Source organism: Parabacteroides sp. AF18-52, assembly GCF_003479145.1.
GTDB classification, from domain to species: domain Bacteria; phylum Bacteroidota; class Bacteroidia; order Bacteroidales; family Tannerellaceae; genus Parabacteroides; species Parabacteroides faecis.
Map to the genome: position 1 here is coordinate 55421 of NZ_QUGR01000013.1, position 20175 is coordinate 75595.

Annotated in this window: 15 protein-coding genes and 1 tRNA gene; 12 read left to right on the top strand and 4 right to left on the bottom strand. The window is 40.2% G+C overall.

Going from position 1 to position 20175, the window contains the following annotated elements; genetic code table 11:
• Positions 1 to 196: 196 nt before the first annotated feature.
• The 3 genes from DWX23_RS18820 (at position 197) to DWX23_RS18830 (ending at position 2426) form a co-directional block, all read left to right on the top strand.
• Positions 197 to 1354: a TlpA disulfide reductase family protein gene (locus tag DWX23_RS18820; protein WP_122356122.1), complete on the top strand. Its 1158-nt coding sequence runs from the start codon at positions 197 to 199 to the stop codon at positions 1352 to 1354.
• A gap of 194 nt (positions 1355 to 1548) precedes the next feature.
• Positions 1549 to 2019 carry a transcription elongation factor GreA gene (gene greA, locus DWX23_RS18825; protein ID WP_122356045.1) on the top strand — a complete coding sequence of 157 codons (471 nt, stop codon included), beginning with the start codon at positions 1549 to 1551 and terminating at the stop codon, positions 2017 to 2019.
• 11 nt (positions 2020 to 2030) lie between these two features.
• On the top strand, positions 2031 to 2426 hold the full coding sequence (locus tag DWX23_RS18830) for an HIT family protein (RefSeq protein ID WP_122375583.1): 396 nt from the start codon (positions 2031 to 2033) through the stop codon (positions 2424 to 2426).
• Positions 2427 to 2638: 212 nt separating this feature from the next.
• Here DWX23_RS18830 and DWX23_RS18835 read toward each other — a convergent pair whose 3' ends face one another.
• Positions 2639 to 3736 (bottom strand): PspC domain-containing protein, encoded by a 1098-nt coding sequence (locus DWX23_RS18835; protein WP_122356049.1) that lies wholly within the window; start codon positions 3734 to 3736, stop codon positions 2639 to 2641.
• A gap of 12 nt (positions 3737 to 3748) precedes the next feature.
• Positions 3749 to 4075: a PadR family transcriptional regulator gene (locus DWX23_RS18840; protein WP_122356051.1), complete on the bottom strand. Its 327-nt coding sequence runs from the start codon at positions 4073 to 4075 to the stop codon at positions 3749 to 3751.
• A gap of 252 nt (positions 4076 to 4327) precedes the next feature.
• On the opposite strand from DWX23_RS18840, the gene DWX23_RS18845 reads away from it, so the two are divergent.
• From DWX23_RS18845 to DWX23_RS18885, 9 genes are all read left to right on the top strand, one after another.
• Positions 4328 to 4894 carry an RNA polymerase sigma-70 factor gene (locus tag DWX23_RS18845; protein ID WP_122375584.1) on the top strand — a complete coding sequence of 189 codons (567 nt, stop codon included), beginning with the start codon at positions 4328 to 4330 and terminating at the stop codon, positions 4892 to 4894.
• 66 nt (positions 4895 to 4960) lie between these two features.
• Complete coding sequence (locus tag DWX23_RS18850) at positions 4961 to 5917, top strand: FecR family protein (protein ID WP_122375585.1); 957 nt, start codon at positions 4961 to 4963, stop codon at positions 5915 to 5917.
• Positions 5918 to 6231: 314 nt separating this feature from the next.
• Complete coding sequence (locus DWX23_RS18855) at positions 6232 to 9501, top strand: TonB-dependent receptor (protein WP_229801141.1); 3270 nt, start codon at positions 6232 to 6234, stop codon at positions 9499 to 9501.
• An 11-nt stretch (positions 9502 to 9512) separates the two neighbouring features.
• On the top strand, positions 9513 to 11177 hold the full coding sequence (locus DWX23_RS18860) for a RagB/SusD family nutrient uptake outer membrane protein (RefSeq protein WP_122375587.1): 1665 nt from the start codon (positions 9513 to 9515) through the stop codon (positions 11175 to 11177).
• Positions 11178 to 11259: 82 nt separating this feature from the next.
• Positions 11260 to 12606 (top strand): DUF3863 domain-containing protein, encoded by a 1347-nt coding sequence (locus DWX23_RS18865; RefSeq protein ID WP_122375588.1) that lies wholly within the window; start codon positions 11260 to 11262, stop codon positions 12604 to 12606.
• A 39-nt stretch (positions 12607 to 12645) separates the two neighbouring features.
• A complete protein-coding gene (locus tag DWX23_RS18870) occupies positions 12646 to 15456 on the top strand; it encodes a sugar-binding domain-containing protein (RefSeq protein ID WP_122375589.1) in 2811 nt (936 codons plus the stop codon).
• A 307-nt stretch (positions 15457 to 15763) separates the two neighbouring features.
• Entirely contained in the window at positions 15764 to 17572 is a 1809-nt protein-coding gene (locus DWX23_RS18875; protein ID WP_122375590.1) for a long-chain fatty acid--CoA ligase, read from the top strand.
• Positions 17573 to 17624: 52 nt separating this feature from the next.
• Positions 17625 to 18750 (top strand): peptide chain release factor 2 gene (prfB, locus tag DWX23_RS18880; protein ID WP_122356055.1). Its coding sequence is split into 2 segments (ribosomal slippage): positions 17625 to 17687 and positions 17689 to 18750, totalling 1125 coding nucleotides; the frame shifts between segments, so codons are not numbered across the junction.
• 80 nt (positions 18751 to 18830) lie between these two features.
• Positions 18831 to 18904: transfer RNA gene (locus tag DWX23_RS18885), tRNA-Ile, on the top strand.
• A 493-nt stretch (positions 18905 to 19397) separates the two neighbouring features.
• Here DWX23_RS18885 and DWX23_RS18890 read toward each other — a convergent pair.
• Both DWX23_RS18890 and DWX23_RS18895 read right to left on the bottom strand, forming a co-directional pair.
• A complete protein-coding gene (locus tag DWX23_RS18890) occupies positions 19398 to 19646 on the bottom strand; it encodes a hypothetical protein (RefSeq protein ID WP_122375591.1) in 249 nt (82 codons plus the stop codon).
• A gap of 12 nt (positions 19647 to 19658) precedes the next feature.
• Positions 19659 to 20018, bottom strand: a complete 360-nt coding sequence (locus DWX23_RS18895; RefSeq protein WP_122375592.1) for a hypothetical protein — start codon at positions 20016 to 20018, stop codon at positions 19659 to 19661.
• Positions 20019 to 20175: the final 157 nt, after the last annotated feature.

Sequence of the window (20175 nt, forward strand, 5' to 3'; positions counted from 1 at the left end):
TTCTTATTTTTCTATCTGTAAAAATTGGTGCAAATGTAATGAAAGTTTACCTGTAAACACATGAAAATGAAAATAAAAAACATCAGAAAAGCCCTTTTTTATAAAAATAAAGGGAAGATTTTACGAATAATAGTGCCACAATTGTAAAATAATGTATATTTGCATCGGAATTACGAACATTGTAAAGGAAATTAGGATGAAACAAATATCTGCACGACTACTGGTTCTTTTCGGAATAAGTATGCTGTTGTTTACGGCATGCAACAACACTTCTGATTTTACTGTGAAAGGGGTTGTATCCGGCGCTGACGGCCAGACCATGTATTTGGAAAATGTCGGTATATCGAATGTTGAATTGTTGGATTCTGTCAAGCTCACAGCTGCAGGTAAGTTCAAATTCACTCATAAACGTCCGGACTTTCCGGATTTCTATCGTTTGCGACTGAATAATCAGAAGATCAATTTTGCGATCGATTCGGTCGAGACGATCACTTTTGCTGCCGATGCGGGAACATTCGCCACTTCTTATTCGGTGGAAGGATCGGAGAACTGCAAGGCGATCAAAGCGATTACACTGGCTCAGCTTGATGCTAACCAGGCGATCGGACGTTTGCGCAAAGAATATGAAGATAAACATATCGCAGATACGACTTACCGTGCAAGATTAATAGAAACGGCTGAAGCTTACAAGGATGTGGCCCGTAAGTACATCTATTCGGCTCCGATGTCGACAGCAGCTTATTATGCGTTGTTCCAGCAGATTGACGGATTGCTGTTCTTTGATCTGTACGACAGAGACGATGTGAAGGCTTATGGAGCGGTAGCTACCAGCTACGATCATTTTTATCCCGGAAGTCCGCGTTCGAAACATCTTTATAACCTGACATTACAGTCTATGAAGGTTCTTCGTGCACAACGTCCGGTAAATTTGGATGACGTGAAAACGACCGAGGTGAGTTTCTTGGATATCGAATTGCCGAATCTGAAAGGGGAAGTAGTAAAACTATCTTCTGTAGCGGAAGGGAAACCTGTGATCATTAATTTTACGGCTTACCAGGCTGAGTGGTCTCCGGCACTGAATATGGCCTTAGGTGAATTATATACGAAATATCATGGTCAGGGATTGGATGTCTATCAGGTATCGCTTGACTCTGATGTCCATTTCTGGAAGAATGCCGCATCCAATCTTCCCTGGGTGGCTGTGCGGGATCCGCAGTCGGTTTATTCCCAGATCGCAGGGCTGTATAATGTAAAGCAATTACCTGCTATCTTTATCCTTGACCGTAAAGGTAATCTGGTGAAACGGGTGGATGATGTGAAAAACCTGGAAGCGGATGTAAAAGCAGTACTTTAGTGTAGTACGCTAACAATCAGATTTATATGTTGTAAAGCACTTGCGCTGGTTTGTGCATCTTGAAAAGATGTCTTATCTTTGCATTGTCTTAAATAAAGAGAAAGAGGAGTTCCGGCCATGTTCTGGTCGGGATTCTTTTTTTATTATGTAGTAATAAACATTAATTTAAAAATCAATAATTAGGAGGAATTAATATGGCTGTTAGTTATATGACAGAAGACGGCTACAACAAGATTTTAGCTGAAATCAACTATTTGGAAACCGTGAAGCGTCCCGAAATTTCTGCCCAGATTGCTGAAGCCAGAGATAAGGGTGACTTGTCTGAAAATGCAGAATATGATGCAGCAAAGGAGGCTCAAGGTATCATGGAAGCGAAGCTGGCCCAGTTGAAAGGTCTGATTTCTAATGCACGTCTGATTGATGAATCACGTGTTCAGACAAATGAAATTCAGATTCTGAACAAGGTAAAGATCAAGAATACGAAAAATAATGCTGTAATGACATATACATTGGTTTCTGACTCTGAAGCGAACCTGAAAGAAGGTAAGATCGCTGTCAGTACTCCGATCGCCAAAGGGCTGATGGGAAAGAAGGTCGGTGACGTGGTGGAAATCAAAGTCCCATCCGGATTGATGACCTTTGAAGTTATGGAAATTTCAATTTAATACAATAAGATATGGCAACAATATTCAGTAGAATAGTGGCAGGTGAAATACCTTGCCATAAGGTTGCGGAAGACGAAGAATTCTTTGCCTTCTTGGATATAAATCCAGTCGCAAAAGGTCATACATTGGTTATTCCGAAGCAGGAAACAGACTATATTTTTGACTTGGAAGACCCATTGCTAGGGCGAATGATGGTCTTTGCCAAACGTGTGGCGCGTGCTCAGGAAGCAGTTATCCCCTGTAAGCGTGTAGGGGTAGCTGTGATGGGGTTGGAAGTGCCTCATGCACATATTCATCTAATCCCTATAACCAAGGAATCGGATATGTATTTTGGTGGAGAAAAAATGACAATAACTCAGGATGAGTTGGCGGAGGTTGCTGCCTTGATAAGAAAAGCTTACAAATAATTCGATAAAGTCTTTTTTTATTGAAAATTATACCTATATTTGTAACCACTATTACTGCAAGTCTCAAAACGGCAGTGATAGTGGTTTTTTAAATGATTCATTAGTGGTTTTTACTCATAAATTTGTTAACCTTAGAAGAAAGGCCCCTCTGAGACAGAGCGGCCTTCTTTTTTTAAACACACAAATTATAAACAAGTTTTTTATCTAATCTTTTATATATGTATTGAGTAGGTGTTATGCCAGAGGTATGGGCTGAGTGCAGGTAATCCTACGTTTACAAAATAAATGATACATCCTGCAACTGCGATTAACCATAAAACTAACAATGTCCATTTGGCTGAGGTGGGTAATGGTTTTAAATTGAATAGTTGTCCGCATACTGCATAAAGTAATGCGATTGCAGGAATACCTATTAATAAAATTACGCCGATACAGCCGATTACAGCCATGTAAACAGGTACTCCGCTATACAGATCCCATCCGAAAGGTGAAAGCTGATATAAAACGCTTGCTCCGCCTCCGACTAAGGCTACAGTCACAATGAACAATATAAAAACGATGAGCAAAAGAGGAGGTAGCAGGATAATTCCGGCTAAGACAGCTCCGAATTTTAGTAGGAAGCCGAATACTGTAACAAACAGATCAGCTAGTTTCTGAAAAAAATTTCGAGGTTTGTCAGAACTGATATAATCATTTACATTACTGGATACTTTTTCGAAACCGTCTGTGACTGTTTGTCCAATCGTTTCGAGTGTGACACTCTTTCCTCGCATGATCAGACGGTCGGCTGCTGTTCTTGCTACTGGCATAACCATCCAGAGTATAATGTACAGCAGAGCCATCCAGTGCACGAACGGGATGAACAACAACAAGATCATGGCTAATCTGACAGCAGTAGTGTCCCAGCCCATATAGGCGGCGATACCTGCGGCAACACCACCGATTACACGGTTGTCCGGATCACGCATCAGTTTCTTCTTGCCGGTGATAACCTGTTCCTGGAAAACGCGTTTTTTAGCGTTCTCTTTTTCTTCTTCAGTTTCTTCCTCTTCAAAAATCTCTTCCGGTTTCCCCATGCGATTGATCACTTCTTCCACATGTTCGATCGTGATCACTTCATGTCCTAAACGTACACGTTCGCCGAACAATTCGGAAATGCGCATTTCGAAATCATTCATGATCTCTTCGGATCCTTCCTCTTTACGGAAATGTATACGTAAATTAGAAAGATATTTATCCAACAGCTGGTATGCATCTTCGTCAATGTGGAAAACTGTTCCTCCCAAATTAACTGTAAGCGTCTTCTTCATTGTCTTCAAATTTTAATTGTTCCTAATGTGGTTTATTGTATCATTTAGTTCCTGCCACGAGTTTTCCAGTTCTCCAAGAAATTCTTCTCCCTTTGGAGTGAGTTGATAATACTTGCGGGGCGGCCCCTGAGTCGATTCTATCCACTGATAACTTAACAACTCACTGTTCTTTAACCGGGTTAAGAGAGGATATAGTGTACCTTCTACTACAATCAGTTTTGCTTCCTGTAACTTCTGAATAATGTCAGAGGTGTAAGCCGGTTCTTTTTTGAGAAGTAAGAGGATACAATATTCCAGTGTCCCTTTCCTCATCTGTGATTTTACGTTCTCTGCATTCATCTTTTATTATTTTATGTTGCAAATATATGTATTGCCTATGTACCATGCAATACATACTACTATATTTATTCTATTTTAACATCTCTCGTGCCACTATAAGATGAGATAGGGAATAGCATGGATTTCGTTTGCGATTGTCGCCAATTATATTTAATATTGCAATCTGTTGTTAATCTATTAGGTGCGTTGGATAGTTATTTAATGTGTTATAATCGGATAACATGAAATTGAACAGTTTCTTAGGAGAAAACCATGAGCGATAAATCAGAAATACAAGAGTTTGCCGACCTGCTTTCCAATTACAAGAAAGGGTTTATCTATTTTGCCTATTCCTTTATTGGGGATCAAATGGCTGCTGAAGATATTGTGTTGGAAAGTCTGATGAATTACTGGGAAAACAGAAGTAAGCTGGCTCCGGATTCTAATATTCGTGCATACATTCTCACTGTAATAAAGAATAAATGTTTAAATTACCTGCAACACCAACGAACACGGGAAGAAGCTGAATCTTATATTCAGGCGAGTGATACCTGGGAGTTGAATTTGCATATATCAACATTGGAGGCCATAAATCCGGGAAAGATATTTTCCGATGAAATCCAAAAGATCGTTGATGAAACTTTAATCACTCTCCCCGAGCAGACACGCATTATCTTTATGAAAAGCCGTTATGACAATCTGAGTCATAAGGAAATAGCTGAACAAATGGGATTATCCACTAAAAGTATTGAGTTTCATATAACAAAAGCATTGAAGGTTCTCCGGATAGCCTTGAAAGATTATTTTCCGGGATTTCTTCTTCTGTTGAAACTTTTTTAAAAAGTTTATTTTTTCGTTAGGGATACCCCGACTTTATCTGTTTTTATTATATACACATGAAAAGCAATGGATAAAGAAATTCTATATAAATTTTTTGACAGGCGTGCTACAACGGCTGAAAAAAAAGAAATCGAACAATGGTTGGAAGAATCTCAGGAAAATAGAGAGAAGCTTGTTGCCGAACGCGAATTTTTTGCTGCTATGATCTTGTCGGGAAAACTTCGGGAAAAAGAAGATCTTGTTAAAGATAGCAGAAAGCAAGGTAAAACGACATTCCGATATAAAACCATACTTCGCGAACTAGGTAAGATTGCCGCTGTCATTGCCATAACCGTTACCACTGGATTGTTTTTCTTACAGAGAAGTGAAGGAGGAGATGCACTGCATACCATTACTGTCCCTTCGGGACAACGAGCTAACCTGACTTTACCGGACGGAACGAAAGTGTGGATGAACGCAAGAACTGAAATACAATATCCCGGTGTGTTTTCAAAATCAAAAAGAGAAATCAGATTAAATGGTGAAGCTTATTTTGAAGTGAGCCATAACGCCCAGCAACCTTTTATTGTCCATACAAATAAATGTTCCATAGAAGTATTAGGTACCAAGTTCAATGTTGAAGACTATGCCGATTCTAAAGACTTCTCTACAGCTTTGATGGAGGGATCTGTGAAAGTATCGGACAACAAGCAAGATAAAAATTCGCTCATATTATCTCCCGATCAACTGGTTGTTTTCAAGAACGGAAAACTCATAGCTAAAGATATAACAGATTATGACTATTACCGATGGCGGGACGGGTTGGTTTGCTTTAAAGATGTTGGGTTTGAACAATTGATGCATCGTTTTGAAAAATGCTACGGGGTGAAGATCGTTATTGAAAATGACAGATGGCTGGAATATGGCTTTACCGGTAAGTTCAGGGTCTCGGACGGAATAGATAATGCACTTAAGATATTACAGAAAGAAGCTCCGTATACTTTCAGAAAGAATACAGACGATTCAGTGATTTATATAAAATAGTAGAAACTTAAAAACAAGATGCCTATGATATAAGAACTGCTTTATTGACCTTAAGAAAATGCCGACAAGTGGGCCAACACTTATCGGCATCGACTAACACAATTATTATTAACTGTATTAATCTCAAGAATTACAAAGATATGAATAAAAATTCTTTGTCGGAGGCTCATTTGCAAAAATGGCCACGCAGTAAACACTTTTTTAATATTATGCGAATTACTACTTTGTTATTATTCGTACCCGTTTTCTGTCTGTTTGCAGAAAAAATTCATTCTCAAAATGTGCTCTTCACAATTAAAAAGAACAATGTTCAGTTGGAACAGATCTTTAGTGAAATAGAAAAACAATCTGATTTTCTGTTTGTCTACAACAAGAATATCAACGTGAATAAAAAGGTTTCAATTGATGTGAAAGAAAAATCCATATCAGAGACTTTACATAAGCTTTTAGATGGGACAGACTTAAGATATGAAGTGGAAGGTTCCTATATCGTTTTATCTGCCAATAAAACATCTCAGGTGAATACAAGTGGTGTAGAGCAAAATGAAAAGATAATAAAGGGTAAAGTTGTTGATAACAGAGGAGAACCTTTATTAGGAGTCACCATCTCGGTTAAGGGAACTAAGCAAGGTTCGGTTACAGATTTGGATGGTAATTATTCATTAAGCGTTCCTGATAATAAAGCAATCCTACAATTTGCTTTTCTGGGATTTGTTCCCCAAGAGATCAATGTAGGTAATAAAAGTACAATAAATGTAACTCTACAGGAAGACATGCTGCAATTGAATGAAGTTGTAGTAGTTGGTTATGGTACGACCAAAAGGACGAATCTGACAGGAGGAGTTTCTACAGCCGACGCAACTACCTTCCAATCCCGTCCCGTACAAAATGCGACGACAGCTTTGCAAGGTCAGGTTCCCGGTTTAACTATTACCCGAAGTAGTGGGGCTCCGGGTAGCACGGCTAAAATACGTATTCGTGATATATCTTCGCTTAATGACGGGAAACCGTTAATGCTGATTGACGGTGCAGAAGGTGATTTGGATTTGATCAATCCTGCCGATATTGAATCCGTATCGGTACTGAAGGATGGTACAGCTGCCATCTATGGAGCACGTGCCGCGGATGGCGTAATACTTATTACTACTAAAAGCGGAAAGAAAAATCAACCGTTGAAAGTGACGTTAGACGCATTTTATTCTGTGAAAACACCGGCTTTGATGAAAAAGACAGTCAATCTGTATCAATATGCCTCTATGGGGCTGGAGATTACCGACGGTTCCTGGACGCCGGAGTATTCCGCTGAAGACCTTCCTTTGATTGCTGCAGCTAGTGACCAGGTTGTTCTCAATGGTATATGGGGAGCTTATCCAAAATGGTATAAGTCCCAGAACTGGCGCGACCTGACTGTCGGTAACGGCCATCTCCAGAATTATAACTTAAATCTCACAGGAGGTGGTGATAAATATTCTTATATGATTTCGTTGGCTTACCAGAATGAACAGGGGTTGCCCAAATTCGGTGTAGACAAAGAAGACCGCTATTTTATACGGGCCAAATCGAATATTCAGATTGTAAAAGGGCTTGATTACGAATTAAACCTTTCTTACGGAGCAAGCGACAGGCTGGTTTCAAGTGGTATTAACCAGGGCACTGATAATTTATGGGAACTGATGTATAAAGCTCGTTGCTGGCAACCTATGTACAATCCGGCAGGTGGTTATTATACTTTCCAGGGTTACACTAATCCTGCACAGGCTGCAGAAGAACATGGGAATACAACTAAAACAACTGGTAACTTTACTTTTAATAACAGTCTGAAATGGGAAGTGATCGACGGCTTGAATCTTATTGGCCGGGCCATAGTAAGTAAAAACGATGGTGATGAAAATGAGGAAAATAAGATAGTATATGTACGGGACTGGGACAACGAAATAATGCGTGGCACATATTTTCCTAACTGGAATCAGCGTCGGTATCAAAAGACATTGTATAAGAATTTTACTTTATATGCTGAGTATAAAAAAAGGTTTCGTGAATTACATGATATCGGGATAATGGTGGGGGCTGCTAACGAATCGACTGATTTTGATAAATTTTCAGCCCAGCGTATCAATTACACACAACAGGAAATAATGTCACTGCCTTTGGGAAGTACTGAAAACCAACAAGCATTAAGCGAAGGGTATGCATGGACGATTAATTCCGTATTTTCTAGATTGAGTTACACTTTTGCCGACAAATATATCATCGATGGTGTACTACGTGCTGATGCCAGTTCTCGTTTTGCGAAAGGTTATCGTTGGGGGTATTTCCCCGGAGTATCAGCTGCGTGGCGTTTGAGTGAAGAAAAATTCATAAAGGAAGCGAACATATTCGATGATTTGAAATTGCGTGCTTCGTATGGTGAGATGGGGAACCAGTCGGGTATCGGTTATTATGATTACATCCAACTTGTCAAAATCGAAGGTGCTAAAAACTATCCGTTCGGAGACGGAACGAAAGGACAATTGGCCAAACCCGGTAATATGGTATCGACCACACGTACATGGGAAACTATCGTATCTACCGACATCGGTATGGACTTCGGTATATTGCAGAACCGCTTGTATGGATCGTTCGACTATTTCTGGAAAACGAATAAGAATATGTTGATCCCCATCACCTATCCAACCGTATTGGGAACGGATGCGCCGGCCACTAATAACGGACGCCTCGAAATAAAAGGTTGGGAAGTCGTATTGGGTTGGAGAGATAAGATCGGAGAGTTTGATTATTCAATAAGAGCCAGTTTAAGTGATGCGAGAAATAAAATCGTGGAAAAGGGAGGAAAGGATAATCCCGCTTTAGGATTGAACTATAAAGATAATGGGTATCTCAATGGTTATCCGCTGGACTCGTATCTGGGTTATATGTTTGATGGTATTATTCAGAACGAAGCGCAGTTGGCTGAATATAAAGCCCGTTTTTCCAAAGGAGGTATTCCTGGTAATATCCAGGTAGGTGATGCCATGTATAAGGATCTGGATGGGGACGGTATATTGTCGATTTCGGGAGATGGTACTCCGGGATCGGGCGATGCTGTCTATTTAGGAGATAGAAATCCCCGTTACAGTTTCGGATTCAATTTTAATGCTTCATACAAAGGTTTTGATTTGGGTTTCTTCCTGCAAGGAGTTGCCAAGCGTACTACTTTCCTGGAAGGTTCAGCTCGATTGCCATTTCAGGAGTGGTTCTGGGATCCTCTCGAATATTGGTATGGTAAAACGTGGACACCAGAACGTACTGATGCCAGGTATCCTGCTATTACTCTTCAGGATAAACGGTATTATAATTATCAATATTCTTCGAATACTAAGCATAATGCAGCATATATGAGGCTGAAAAATCTACAGGTGGGTTATACTATCCCTGGAAAAATTACTGAAAAGATAAAAATCGAAAAAGTAAGATTCTATTTCAGCGGCGAAGACTTGTTTGAAATTCATAATGTTCCGGGCGGATGGGATCCGGAGAGTGATGGAGGAGCGAATTCCTATCCTTTCACTCGTAATTTATCATTTGGTATCAATGTTATCTTTTAAAACAAAAAGTCATGAAATATTTAATTATAATATCTTGTATTCTTCTGAGTTTTTCGAGTTGTCAGGATATGGATCTGACACCAAAGGACGATCTGTCAGACCCTTTGTTCTGGAAAACACCTAATGATTTTGTGTTAGAGTTGAATAATCTCTATGACTCTTCAATGGAAACTTTCTCGTCGGGAAAAACGGATTGTGATAGTGATATTGCTTTCGGATTGGGATATAACGATGTAAGTAACGGTTCGTGGATCGCATCTGAAAATGATAACGATTGGAATAATTTGTATGCATATCTTCGTCAAAGCAATATGATTATTGAGAAAGCGGAATCCTATTCCGGAGATCCAAAGGAAATAGAACGTTATGTTGCCGAAGCTCGTTTTTTCAGAGCTTATCACCACTGGCTTCTTATGAGAAAGTTTAATTCGGTTCCTATTATTAAAAGGGTACTTACCGTAGACTCGGAAGAACTAACGGCTAAAAGGAATTCACAGACGGAAGTCGAAGATTTTATCTTGTCGGAACTGGAAGCCATTTATAGGGAACTACCGCTTCAGAAGGAACTGAAAGCTGAGGAAAACGGAAGGATAACACAGGGAGCTGCATTAGCGTTGAAAGCACGAGTAGCATTGTTCGCCGGTACCTGGGCAAAATACCATCAGCACCGTCAGGATTACCAGCAGTTGCTCGATCAGGCAATCACTGCTGCGGAACAAATAAGAACAAGCGGACAATATGCCTTGTATGAAGGCTCGGGCGATAATAGTTACCGATACTTGTTCATCGATGCCGGAGATAATTCGCAGGAGGATATATTGTCAAACCGTTATTATAAAGACATCCGTACACATGGGACTGCCAGTCAAATTGCCTGGGGATGGTGGGGGACACCAACCAAGAAATTAGCAGAAATGTATTTGTGTAAAAGTACCGGGTTGCCTATAAACAATCCGAACTCAGGTTTTAAAGGTTATAAAAAGATCGAAGACGAATTTGCAGATCGTGACCCGCGTATGGCACAAACATTTATTATACCCGGACGTACTTATGACAATAATGAGCAGCATGGCCTTACCTGTTCACCTGGCTTTACTATACGCCCGGAAACACGTACAGGCTATAAATTATGGAAATTTATGGGTGAAATAATCGCTGGATCGGATAAAGCAGAATATGATTATCATATTTTCCGTTATGCAGAAGTGCTGCTTGTACTGGCTGAAGCAACTTTTGAAAAAGACGGTAGAATCAGCGATGATCTGTTAAATCAAACCATCAACGTGGTACGTGGTCGTAAAGGCGTGGAAATGCCTCGGCTCACAAATGCGTTTGTAATGGCTAACGGCCTGGACATGCAAACGGAAATTCGTCGTGAAAGAACCATAGAATTGGCGTTCGAAGGTTTTCGTCGCGATGATATCCGCCGTTGGAAAACAGCTAAAGAGGAATTGGAACAGCCGATTAAAGGTATTAATTACCGGGGAACTGAGTATGAAGAGTTGGAGGCATTGAATCAAGGTAATCCGGGTTTGGTGGATGAAGACGGTTTTTTGATTGTGGAACAACAGGCTAACAGAAGATTTGAAGACCCTAAACATTACTATTATCCATTACCATTATCCCAGCTTATTATCAATCCTAATCTGAAACCCAATAATCCCGGTTGGTATTAAATGATATCCACTAAGGATTAATAACCGTGGGTTATAGGCCCACGGTTATATATAAACAATATGAATCACTTAAATAAAAAAAATGAAACAGATTTTCGTAATTATTCTTTTGATTTGTACAAGTATCTCCGTCCCGGTACAAGGACAATCACCGTTGTCATCCCCAGATAAATTAATGGGTAATCGTTTTCTAACGTTCAATACTATCATTCGTGTCAACCAGATAGAAGTATCCCGTGATAGAAATGAAGGTTTAGATGAGCGTTCCATGCATACTCCGGAAAGAGTTATTGCTTTTCGCGAAGCCATTTCGTCAGAATTTCCGGAAGCCAGAATTACTTGGGCTTTCAGTTGGCTCGCATTGCACGATATGTCGGATAATTATAAAAAGATCAGGAAATTGGTAGCCGAATATCATTATAAATACGGGGATGATGTAACATTCATTCCAGGAGCCTATTTTGCGAATGCGTATAACACCAGAGAACAGGTGAATAAAGATTTGCATGAAGGTTTGGCTAAGGTGAGCGAAATAGTTGGTAATGGATTTCGCCCTAAAAGTGTTCTTGCAGGATTTATGGCTGCCGAAAATCAGCAATATTTGGCAGAGAAGGAAGGTATACATGTTTGTCAGGGTAATATATGGAGTCAGTTCTCTATTGATAATCAGGACGGTGACGGAGCTGTCTCTTACCCTTTTTATCCATCAAAAGAGCATTTCTGTAAACCGGCACAGGGTAAAGATGACTTTATTGATTGTGTAAATCTGGATGGTTGGACAATGGATTTTCTTGCAGCTCGCAGAGATGGTTTTGCCGATGGATTTAACAGCCGTATGGGAGTCGGTCCGATAGAGACGTTGTACACTTACGGGAAACTCGTTGGACTTACCCAGATGATGCATACGACAGCCATGCATTATGATAGAGGGTTCGAGTTGAATGGTTTTGCGTGGGTTACTAACTGTTGGGAATTGTCATTGCCTATAGATGTATCCGGACTAAAGGACTGGCTTAATGAAATAAAAAGAAATTGGCCTGATGTAAAGTTCATCACCCAGGGAGAATTCGGTCTGTTATGGCGGGAACATTACAAAGATAATTCTTTCAATTATCGCTTCGAACAGAAAGGTTCGGGTATCGGTGGTTCCGACTATAATTTAAAGATAAGCTGGTTTATGAATAAAGATTTCCGACTGGCTATAACAAGAGATTGGCAAAGAAATGGAAGGGAAAATGTGATCGATTTCACTAACTACACCCTGAAAGCTTCAGAACCGAAGGATATGACCCGTAAATGGAGCTTGCTTGGTGAAATTAACCAGAAACAGAGCCGACCTCAGGATAAACCCAGGCCAATTAAAGAACTTTCTCCTGAAGCAACTTCTTTGATAAAAAAATATTATCCCTATTTACTTGACAAGAAATGATCTCGACTACTGATTCGTACACATGATAAAAAGAATCGCATGAACAACAGATTTTTATTATTCATCATCTGTGTGATATTTTGCTCATGCAGCAATAAATCAACGCAGCAGATCGATCTGTCGGGCGAATGGTTTTTCGCTTTAGATTCCAATGATGTTGGTATTACTGAAAAGTGGTATGAGAATCCATTGGCAGAAAAGATTAAACTACCCGGCTCGTTGCAGGAACAGGGGTTCGGAAATGACGTTGACATTAACACGCCGTGGACAGGACAAATCGCTGACCGATCGTGGTATACGAGCGACACATACGAAAAGTATCGCCAACCGGGTAATATCAAAATACCTTTCTGGTTACAACCGGACAAACATTATGTAGGAGTAGCTTGGTACCAGTGTGAAGTTCAAGTCCCTTCTTCATGGGAGAAAAAGTACGTCGAATTAGAATTGGAACGTACGCATTGGGAAACTACCTTATTTGTGAACGGTGAGAAGGTGGGCGATAATAACGCATTGCAGACACCGCATCGCTATATGATAAATAAAACAGGAAAACTGCTGTTAAGCATCCGTGTCGACAATAGGTTGAATATCCCAATAGGAATCAATGCCCACAGTGTTTCGGACCATACCCAAAGTAACTGGAATGGTATCGTGGGAAATATTACCCTTACGGCACGTCCGACATTTCATATTGATAACATACAGGTTTATCCCGATGTAAAAGGTCAAAAAGCTAAAGTCGTTGTTTCGTTTGCAGGAACGTCTGCAGGAAAATCTGCACAAATCCAAGTCAAAGGAAAAAGTTTCAACAGTGAAGTCGTAAAAGAGTTGACTCCTGTTAATGCTTTGGTTGATTGTAAAAATCTGCAATTCAGTTGTACGCTGGATATGGGAGATGACATGCTTACCTGGTCTGAATTTGAGCCTAACCTGTATCAACTTTCGGTAGAGATAAATACAGAGGAAGGGAAAGAAGTGAAAAATACTACTTTCGGTATGCGGGAGTTCAAAGTAGACGGAACGCGTTTTAGTATCAATGGAACTCCTGTGTTTCTTAGGGGAACCCTTGAGTGCGCAATCTTTCCGTTAACAGGATACGCATCAATGGATACTGCCTATTGGGGAAAGATATATAGACGCTGTAAGGAATTTGGGTTGAACCATGTGCGTTTCCATTCCTGGTGTCCACCACGAGTCGCTTTTGAAGTGGCAGACCGTGAAGGTATTTATCTGCAAGTAGAAGCTGGTGGTTGGGGATTAGTCGGTGACGGAGGGCCTGCAGACAAGTGGTTTATGGAGGAAAGTGAACGAATCGTTAAAGAGTTTGGAAATCATCCGTCTTTCTGTGTACTGACATATGGAAATGAACCGGCTGGAGGGAAGCAGGTCGAATATCTGTCAAGTTTTGTAGATCATTGGAAATCCAAAGATAAACGCCGGATTTATATAGCAGGAGCCGGATGGCCATACACGCCAAATTCGGATTTTTGGAGTGCCTATGATCCACGTCTCAATTTTGGGATTTTCGGTGGCGAACTGAATAGCATTATCAATAGGGAAGCGCCAAGGTCGGATTTTGATTACAGGGAGGCTACTGCTCGTGTCGCACCTATGCCAAGCGTAAGTCACGAGATCGGACAATGGTGTGTCTATCCGAATTTTAAAGAAATACCTAAATATACAGGTCTGTTGAAAGCCCGGAATTTTGAAATTTTCCAGGAAACTTTGGAAGATCATCATCTGGGCGATTTAGCAGAGAAGTTCCTGTTTGCTTCCGGGCGATTACAGACTCTTTGTTACAAGGAAGAGATAGAAGCTGCTCTGCGGACACCCGGTTTCGGTGGATTTCAGTTACTCGATCTCCATGATTTTCCGGGACAGGGCTCGGCTCTGGTCGGAGTTCTCGATGCATTTTGGGATCCAAAGGGATATGTCGATGGTAAAGAATACAGCATGTTCTGTAACCGTATCGTTCCATTGGCGCGGATGAGTCAAATGATCTGGAGTAATAATGAAGTGTTCAGGGCTTCTCTTGAAATGTCCTATTTTGATAAGCAGCCGTTAAAAAATGCCTCTATTGAATGGGATATCACTGATGCTTCTAAAAAAGTACTGGTTTCCGGAAAAGCCATTAAGGATCTTCAACAGGATAATTGTATTCCTATTTCATCGGTGGAATTCCAGTTGTCTGAAATCAAAGAACCTTCAAAACTAACCCTTACTGTAAGGGTTGCAGGAACAAAGGTTTGTAATCGATGGAACTTTTGGGTATATCCTTCCCTATTGGATCTACCGTCGGAAAAACCTTATGTAACTTCTGATTTCAATGATGCGATAACACATGTGAAAGCAGGGGGAAACGTATTGTATTGTTTATCGAAGATGGCTTTGAAGGAGGATAAAGGAGGAGCTATTAAGGTCGGTTTTTCTCCTATTTTCTGGAATACGGCATGGTCCGGAAAGCAAGCACCGCATACACTTGGTATCTATTGTGATCCGACACATCCTGTTTTTAATGCTTTCCCAAATGACGGATATAGCGACTACCAATGGTGGGATATAGTAACAGGAAGTGCAGCGATTGTAATGGATGACTTTCCTGCGGACTATAGACCATTAGTACATCATATAGATGATTGGTTTACCAATCGGAAATTGGGTTTACTTTTCGAAACTAAGATGGGAAAAGGGAAAATGATGGTATGTGGAGCCGACATTATGCATAATTTGGATAAGCGGCTCTCTGCCCGTCAATTTCGGTACAGTATAGAAAAATATATGTCCTCGGAAGAATTTGATCCTGCTTATGAAATAGAACCGGATGTTATAAAAGGATTGATCAAATAAGTTTGTGATGGTCATTTTAATAAGTAAAAATTATAATTAGGAAAATAAATAACCTGATTAATAAATGGATGAGGGAAGGAACCAACCGGAATGAGGCCGTTTCCTTCCCTTTACAGATATATTTAGTTAGCCATTAAAGTCTGTTCCGATATCTGGCCTTGTAAATCTGTTGTTCTGTGTAAAAGACTACATTATCGAATCTGTTTTTTTGCACAAAAAGTGCAATAGTGTGTAAAAAAAGAAAGGAATGTGTTGCTATTCAGTAGGAAAGCCGTACTTTTGTTGTATCAATTCAAAACGAAGAATTATGGTATATTACCACTATGCAGAGCTAATTCACCGACAGGCTGAAAAATATGGTTCGCGTACAGCTTTAAAATACCGCGATAATGCGAGCGGAAAATGGTTGAAGATCTCGTGGAGAGAGTTTTCTGAGAAAGTAATGCTTACAGCCAAAGCAATGGCTGAGTTTGGAATAGAGGTGCAGGAGAAGATTGGTATCTATTCTCAGAACATGCCTCAGTGTTTGTTTACTGATTTCGGGGCTTATGGAAACCGGGTGATCTCGATTCCTATGTACGCTACAAATTCTCCGGCGCAGATTGAGTATATTATTAATGATGCGGAGATACATATTTTGTTTGTCGGTGAACAACTTCAGTATAACAATGCATTTAAAGTACAGAAAGAATCGACTGTGCTAAAGCGTCTGATTGTTTTTGATCCGGCCGTTAAACTGAACCCAGACGATAAGACTTCCATTTATTTTGATGATTTCCTGCGTTTGGGTGATAATGCGCATGCAGAAACGACGGTAAAGATCCGTACCAACGAAGCAAATCCTGACGATGTTGCTACTATAATGTATACGTCAGGTACGACCGGTGAATCGAAAGGAGTGGTTCTTCATCACTTTAATTACTTGGAGGCGATGCGTATCCATGATATTCGTCTGCCGATGGTAAACGATAAAGATTTATCGATGTGTTTTCTTCCGTTGACTCATATTTTTGAGAAGGCATGGACTTACTATTGTCTTCATAAAGGAGTGAAGATCGCTATCAACCAGGATCCGAAGATGATACAAAAGACATTACCGGAGGTTCATCCTACTTTAATGTGTAATGTGCCGCGTTTTTGGGAAAAAGTATATGTCGGCGTTCATGAGAAAATAAACTCTTCGTCACCTTTCCTGAAGAAAATATTCCTGAACGCAATTGAAACCGGACGTTTATATAATTTGGAATACAAGAATAAAGGTGTCAAGGCGCCATTATGTCTGAAAGCCAAATTTGAATTTTATGATAAAACGGTATTTACACTCCTGAAAAAGGTTCTGGGTATCGAGAGAGGTCGTTTATTCCCGGTTGCAGGTGCGCCATTGTCTGATACTGTCAATGAATTTTTACAGTCTGTCAATATTCCGATAGTATATGGTTATGGTTTGAGTGAAACGACGGCTACTGTTTGTTTCTATCCGGAAATAGGTTTCCAGTTCGGTTCTATCGGCGAAACAATGCCTGGGGTGGAAGTGAAGATCGATGAAAGTAACGGAGAAATCCTTGTAAAAGGGAAGACTGTTACTACCGGTTATTACAACAAACCGGAAGAAAATGCCCGTTCCTTTACTGAAGACGGTTTTTTCCGTACGGGAGATGCCGGGCGCCTGGAAGGAAATGTATTATTTTTTACAGAACGTATTAAAGATCTTTATAAGACTTCAAATGGGAAATATATAGCTCCGCAAGCTATCGAGATGGAAATGAGTAGCGATAAATATATCGAGCAGATCGCCGTTATCGGTGACCAGCGTAAGTTTGTCAGTGCTCTGATCGTGCCGTCTTATCCTCTTCTGGAAGAGTATGCTGCGAAAAAAGGGATTGTTTATAATAGTCGTGAGGAGCTTATGACCAATTATGAAATAATTCGCCTCATAGAGTCGCATATTGAAGAACATCAGAAAAATCTGGCTTCGTATGAAAAGATCAAGCGGTTCACTTTATTGCCCCAGCCGTTTACGATGGAGGGACGTGAACTAACAGATACATTGAAATTACGTCGTCCGGTCGTCCTGCAAAAATATGCAGATGAGATTGAAGCGATGTATGCTGAGTGAACTGGTGATTAATTTCTTATCTTTGCACAAAATTTAAAACAAGAACAAGAGTATGATAACATCAGACCAACTACAGAACGTGTTGGAGCGCGAGCAAGCGCTGAGGGGGTATCTTTGACATAGATGGTAAGACCATCCAGTTAGAAGAAGAAGAATTGCGTACGCAGGATCCTGGTTTCTGGGAAGATGCCAAACGGGCGGAAACTCAGATGAAAAAAGTAAGAGAGCTGAAAAAGTGGATTGAACTTTATAATGAGGTGAATGCAGCAGCAGAGGAATTGCAGTTGTCTTATGAATATGTAAAGGAAGAAGTTATTACTGAAGAAGAAGTCGATTCTGCTTATGCCAAGGCTTTGGAGTTGGTAGAGAACCTGGAATTCCGGAATATGCTTCGTGATGAGGCCGACCAGATGAGTTGCGTGCTCAAGATAAATTCCGGAGCAGGGGGAACTGAAAGTCAGGATTGGGCTTCTATGCTGATGCGTATGTATCTGCGTTATGCAGAATCACATAATTATAAAGTATCTATTGCCAACCTGCAGGAAGGTGATGAAGCAGGTATTAAGACTGTCACTATTAATATTGAAGGCGACTATGCTTTCGGTTATCTGAAAAGTGAGAATGGTGTACATCGTTTGGTCCGTGTTTCTCCGTATAATGCACAGGGTAAACGAATGACTTCTTTTGCTTCTGTGTTCGTTACTCCACTAGTGGATGATACGATCGAAGTAAAGGTTGAAACGGCTGCTATTTCATGGGATACTTTCCGGTCAGGCGGTGCAGGTGGACAGAACGTAAATAAGGTAGAATCAGGGGTACGCTTACGCTATCAGTTTAAAGATCCTTATACAGGTGAGGAGGAAGAGATTCTGATTGAAAATACCGAAACGCGTGACCAGCCGAAGAACCGTGAAAATGCGATGCGCCAGTTGCGTTCGATCTTGTACGATAAGGAATTGAAGCATCGTTTAGCAGAGCAGGCAAAGATCGAGGCCGGTAAGAAGAAGATCGAATGGGGATCACAGATCCGTAGTTATGTTTTCGATGACCGCCGCGTAAAAGACCATCGTACAAATTACCAGACATCCGATGTGAATGGCGTCATGGATGGTAAGATCGATGAGTTCATTAAAGCTTATCTGATGGAGTTTGGTGGTGAGGAAACTTCTGAAAAGTAAAGTTTTTAATAGAATACTTGCAAAATCCGATTAAAAGTCGTAATATTGCACCCGATTTCAGAGTAACCCTCTGAAATACCGGTCCTATAGCTCAGTTGGTTAGAGCACCTGACTCATAATCAGGGAGTCCTTGGTTCAAGCCCAAGTGGGACCACCTTCGAAATTAAGCAGTTACTGAATAAGTAGCTGCTTTTTTTGCATGCAGTGTTATGCAGGTGTTATTGAATTACGCTTGCTTCTGTTTTAATGGCTGGATATGCAGGATTATTATATGGCTGTCTGATCGAGGAACTTTCCAGTGAAGGGGGGGGAGGGGTACTTGGCCTACTGGTAATATATACGTTTCTGATCCTAAAAATTTTTTTCGTCGATTATTTTCTGCATATTTTGCATTAAACTTGGATAACGGAAAAGGGTCAAGAAATTAATTTTGACCCTTTCTGATTCATTCCCTCAAATAGATATAGTGTTCTTTTTCATAATCATCTCTTGAAATTTGTATGCTACGGTAGTTGTTCTGTTTGTAATTGGTGCATTTGTTTTTATTTAGGTGACTACATACGACTTTACAGCAACATTGAGAGACAAGAAAAGGGGGTGAAGATGATACGTCCCCTTACGACATTGCGCCTATGCACAACATCACGCTATCGGTTTTGTAGCTTTTTTCTTCTCTCTCTCTTTTCTCTTTTGGCAAAATCATCCAGCCCTGCATCCTTAAATTGCTTTTCTCTTTCGATCGAACGCCAATAAGCACCATCATATCTGTTATCATCCTTCTTGTCCCTGTTGCATGAATATATCATAATAAACAATGGAGAAAGTACTAGCAACCAACAAGAAATGGCAAAGATATACATTTTTAAATCTCTTACTGCTTTTCTGTCAATACCCATGATGCACCTTTCTTACTTATTAGATTGTGATTGGTGTACCTTCTCTTCTAAAATATCATCATACTTAACAGTCCCTTTCCCTTTGATAAAAGGAATAAGTTTTGTTTGGCGATAATAATACTCTTCATCCAAAAATTTAACATAGAAATAATCAAGGTCTGTTTCAACCTCAACTGTTTCCCCATCAGTTACCCATAGTCCACTCCAGTACGGTTTTTCTTCTCCGTTTGGATATTCAACAAACACTATTTGCGACTGTATCCAATACAAACCACTTGAATTAGTAATACATTTACTGGATGTCTTTTTCTCTTGGTTATTACAAGAAAGCAACAACGCAAAAATTAATAGTAGAAATAACTCTTTTCTCATTCCTCTGATTTTTATAGTTTATACTAATGAAATTATCCTGTTAGCAACAAACTACATAATCTTAGATAAAAAAACGTAGAGCTACCGCCATACGTCATCTAGGCCTCCTACAGCCTACTTACTCAATGGTGCAGCTCTACGCCTATGGCATAGATAC